Genomic DNA, 4,178 nt, shown 5'->3' on the forward strand with positions numbered 1-4,178 from the left:
GCGGTCGCCGGCGGCTGGCGCGGCTAACGTGGGGGGGGCTGCGCGTCGCGTCGATCGGCTGCGGGGGGCGTGTTGGCCTCAATCGCCGGCGGGCTGGGGGAAGCCGGCGGGGTGGGGAGGTTGCCTCAAGCGCGGCGCGCTGGAGGACGCCCGGCGGGTAAGAGGGGCCGGCGGGCTGGGGACCGCCCGGCGGGGTGAGAGGGGCCGGCGGGCTGGGGACCGTTCGGCGGGGTGAGAGGGGCCGGCCCGCGGAGGTGGGTGGGAACTTCAGGGGGTGGGTGTCGTCGTGACGTGGTCGATGAGGTGTTCCACCGAGCCCAGGAGGGTCGGTTCCAGGTCGCGGTACGAGGTGACCCGGGACAGGATGTGCTGCCAGGCGGCGCCCGTGTTCGGCGGCCAGCCCAGGGCCCGGCAGATGCCCGTCTTCCAGTCCTGGCCGGGCGGGATCACCGGCCACGCCGGGATGCCCAGCGCTGACGGCTTCACCGCCTGCCAGACGTCCACGTACGGGTGCCCCACGATCAGGACGTCCGGCGACGTCACCGACGCCGCGATGCGGGACTCCTTCGAGCCCGGGACGAGGTGGTCCACCAGGATGCCGAGGCGGGCGTCCGGGCCGGGGGCGAAGTCGGCGACGATGGCCGGAAGGTCGTCGATGCCCTCCAGGTACTCCACCACCACGCCCTCGATCCGCAGGTCGTCGCCCCAGACCCGTTCCACCAGCTCCGCGTCGTGCCGGCCCTCGACGTAGATCCGGCCCGCCCGCGCCACCCGCGCCCGCGCCCCGGGCACGGCCAGCGAGCCCGAGGCCGTCAGGAGCGGCCCGGAGGGCCTGCGCGTGGGGCGGACCAGGGTGACCACGTCCCCGTCCAGCAGGAACCCGCCCGGCACCATCGGGAACACCCGCCGCTTGCCGCAGCGGTCCTCCAGGGTCACCGTGCCCGCCTCACAGGCCACCACCGCCCCGCAGAAGTCCGTACCCGCCACCTCGACCACCAGGTCGGGATCCGCCGCCACCTCCGGCACGGCCTTGGGACGCTTCCACTGCGGGGTCAGGTCGGGGGAGTACTCGCGCATCCGGCCGACAGTAGGAGAGCCGCGCGCGTCACGCCTCCGACACGCCGGAACGGGCCGCCAGTGTGGCGCGTTGCGCACGTACGAACTCAGCCCCGACCACCGCTCCGTGACCGGGAACGTACAGCGCGTCGTCCCCGCCCAGCGACAGCAGCCGGTCCAGGGCCGCCGGCCACTGCCCCAAAGTCGCGTCCGGGCCCACCGAGGGCTCGCCCGACTCCTCGACCAGGTCCCCGCAGAAGACCACTTCGCGCTCGCCCGGCACGAAGACGGCCAGGTCGTGCCCGGTGTGCCCGGGCCCCACATTGGCCAGCAGCACCTGCACGCCGCCCAGCTCCAGCGTCCACTCGCCCGACACCGCGTGCCGGGGCAGCACCAGCAGGTCCACCGCCTCCGCCGCCTCCGCCGCCGCGAGCCCGTGCCGTACCGCGTCCCCGCGCAGCTCCTCGCGTCCCGTCGACAGCAGGGCGGCCAGCCCGACCGCCCCGAACACCTCGGCCCCGGCGAAGGCGGCCCCGCCCAGGACGTGATCGAAATGACCGTGCGTGAATGCGATATGGGTCACGCGCCGGCCCGTCAGCCGCTCCGCCTCGACCCGTACCTGCGCGCCCTCGCGGACACTCGAACCGGGGTCGATGAGAAGGACCGAATCCTCGCCCACCACCAGCCCCACGGTGCAGTCCCACACCGGCAGCCGCCGCCGGCCGGCCCGTCCGGTCAGCCGTTCCCAGCCGGACTCTTCCCAACGCACGTCCATACGGCGACGCTACCTGGCGGGCCTCCCTTGCCAGGGGCTCACCGCCCGGCCGTACACTGAGCGGGGGTTCTTTGGCACTCGAACGATCAGAGTGCCAACAAACACGGCAGAACACGGCAACGGACCACAGCTGGAGGTGTGCGCGATGCTCAGCGAACGCAGACTCGAAGTGCTGCGCGCCATCGTCCAGGACTACGTCGGGACGGAGGAGCCGGTCGGCTCCAAGGCGCTCACGGAGCGGCACCGGCTCGGCGTCTCGCCCGCCACCGTGCGCAACGACATGGCCGTGCTGGAGGAGGAGGGGTACATCGCCCAGCCCCACACCAGCGCCGGCCGGATCCCCACCGACAAGGGGTACCGCCTCTTCGTCGACAAGCTGGCGGGGGTCAAACCGCTGTCGTCGCCCGAGCGCCGGGCCATCCAGAACTTCCTCGACGGTGCCGTCGACCTCGACGACGTGGTCGGCCGCACGGTACGGCTGCTCGCACAGCTCACCCGGCAGGTCGCCGTCGTTCAGTACCCGAGCCTGACCCGGTCGACCGTCCGGCACGTGGAGCTGCTCCCGCTCGCTCCCGCGCGCCTGATGCTCGTACTGATCACGGACACCGGGCGGGTCGAGCAGCGGCTCATCGACTGCCCGGGCCCCTTCGGGGAGACCTCGCTCGCGGACCTGCGGGCCCGGCTCAACAGCCGGGTCGTCGGGCGCCGCTTCACCGATGTGCCCCCGCTCGTCCAGGACCTCCCCGAATCCTTCGAGGCCGAGGACCGCGGCACCGTCTCCACCGTGCTCGCGACACTCCTCGAAACCCTGGTCGAGGAAGCCGAAGAGCGGCTGATGATCGGCGGAACCGCCAATCTCACCCGCTTCGGACACGATTTTCCCCTGACGATCAGGCCGGTGCTCGAAGCGCTGGAGGAGCAGGTCGTGCTCCTCAAGCTGCTGGGCGAGGCCAACGAGTCGGGAATGGCCGTACGGATCGGGCACGAGAACGCCTACGAGGGACTGAACTCCACGTCGGTCGTCTCGGTCGGTTACGGTTCGGGCGGCGAAGCAGTCGCCAAACTCGGCGTGGTCGGACCGACCCGCATGGACTACCCCGGAACGATGGGAGCGGTACGCGCAGTGGCACGTTACGTCGGACAGATCCTGGCGGAGTCGTAAGTGGCCACGGACTACTACGCCGTTCTCGGCGTGCGCCGCGACGCATCGCAGGACGAGATCAAGAAGGCATTCCGGCGGCTTGCACGCGAGCTGCACCCGGATGTGAACCCTGATCCCAAGACGCAAGAGCGTTTCAAGGAGATCAACGCCGCCTACGAGGTCCTCTCGGACCCGCAGAAGAAGCAGGTCTACGACCTGGGCGGCGACCCGCTGTCCTCCTCAGGCGGCGGCGGAGCGGGCGGCTTCGGAGCGGGTGGCTTCGGCAACTTCTCCGACATCATGGACGCCTTCTTCGGCCAGGCCTCGCAGCGCGGCCCGCGTTCACGGACCCGGCGCGGCCAGGACGCGATGATCCGTCTGGACCTGGAGCTGGACGAGGCGGCCTTCGGGACCACCAAGGACATTCAGGTCGACACGGCCGTCGTCTGCAGCACCTGCTCCGGTGAGGGCGCCGCTCCCGGCACCTCGGCGCAGACCTGCGACATGTGCCGCGGCCGCGGTGAGGTCTCGCAGGTCACCCGGTCCTTCCTGGGCCAGGTCATGACCTCGCGCCCCTGCCCGCAGTGCCAGGGCTTCGGCACCGTGGTCCCGACCCCGTGCCACGAGTGCGCGGGCGACGGCCGGGTCCGCTCCCGCCGCAGCCTCACGGTCAAGATCCCGGCCGGTGTCGAGAACGGCACCCGGATCCAGCTCGCGGGCGAGGGCGAGGTCGGCCCCGGCGGCGGCCCCGCCGGCGACCTGTACGTGGAGATCCACGAACTGGCGCACCCGACCTTCCAGCGGCGCGGGGACGACCTGCACTGCACGGTCACCATCCCGATGACGGCGGCCGCACTGGGCACCAAGTGCCCGCTGGAGACGCTGGACGGCCTGGAAGAGATCGACATCCGGCCCGGCACCGGGTCCGGCCAGGCGATCCCGTTGCACGGGCGCGGCGTCACCCACCTGCGCGGTGGCGGACGCGGCGACCTGATCGTGCACGTCGAGGTCACCACCCCGGGCAAGCTGGACGCCCAGCAGGAGGACCTGCTCCGCCAGCTGGCGAAGCTGCGCGGGGAGGAGCGGCCGATGGGTCAGTTCGCGCCGGGTCAGCAGGGCCTGTTCAGCCGGCTGAAGGACGCTTTCAACGGTCGCTGACCGACCGGGATCCACCGTCACGAGCCCGGCCTGGGGATTCCCCGGCCG

Annotated in this window: 4 protein-coding genes; 2 read left to right on the forward strand and 2 right to left on the reverse strand. The window is 72.0% G+C overall.

All coding sequences use genetic code 11. The annotated features are described in order from the left end of the window. Positions 1–267: 267 nt before the first annotated feature. Positions 268–1,077, reverse strand: coding sequence for a DUF3097 domain-containing protein (locus tag ACWGIU_RS31355; RefSeq protein ID WP_453711498.1), 810 nt, complete (start codon positions 1,075–1,077; stop codon positions 268–270). A 28-nt stretch (positions 1,078–1,105) separates the two neighbouring features. After that, on the reverse strand, positions 1,106–1,831 hold the full coding sequence (locus ACWGIU_RS31360) for an MBL fold metallo-hydrolase (protein ID WP_453711500.1): 726 nt from the start codon (positions 1,829–1,831) through the stop codon (positions 1,106–1,108). Positions 1,832–1,976: 145 nt separating this feature from the next. Here ACWGIU_RS31360 and hrcA point away from each other — a divergent pair, with 145 nt between their 5' ends. Continuing rightward, positions 1,977–2,993, forward strand: coding sequence for a heat-inducible transcriptional repressor HrcA (gene hrcA / locus ACWGIU_RS31365; RefSeq protein WP_453711502.1), 1,017 nt, complete (start codon positions 1,977–1,979; stop codon positions 2,991–2,993). Beyond that, a complete protein-coding gene (dnaJ, locus tag ACWGIU_RS31370; RefSeq protein WP_453711503.1) occupies positions 2,994–4,130 on the forward strand; it encodes a molecular chaperone DnaJ in 1,137 nt (378 codons plus the stop codon). It abuts the gene before it with no gap. Positions 4,131–4,178: the final 48 nt, after the last annotated feature.

Source organism: Streptomyces sp. NPDC054840, from assembly GCF_053611065.1.

Excerpts from the sequence above, each read along its gene's own strand:
- ACWGIU_RS31355 (WP_453711498.1), bottom strand. The coding sequence starts at position 1,077 with ATGCGCGAGTACTCCCCCGACCTGACCCCGCAGTGGAAGCGTCCCAAG.
- ACWGIU_RS31360 (WP_453711500.1), bottom strand. The coding sequence starts at position 1,831 with ATGGACGTGCGTTGGGAAGAGTCCGGCTGGGAACGGCTGACCGGACGG.
- hrcA (WP_453711502.1), top strand. The coding sequence starts at position 1,977 with ATGCTCAGCGAACGCAGACTCGAAGTGCTGCGCGCCATCGTCCAGGAC.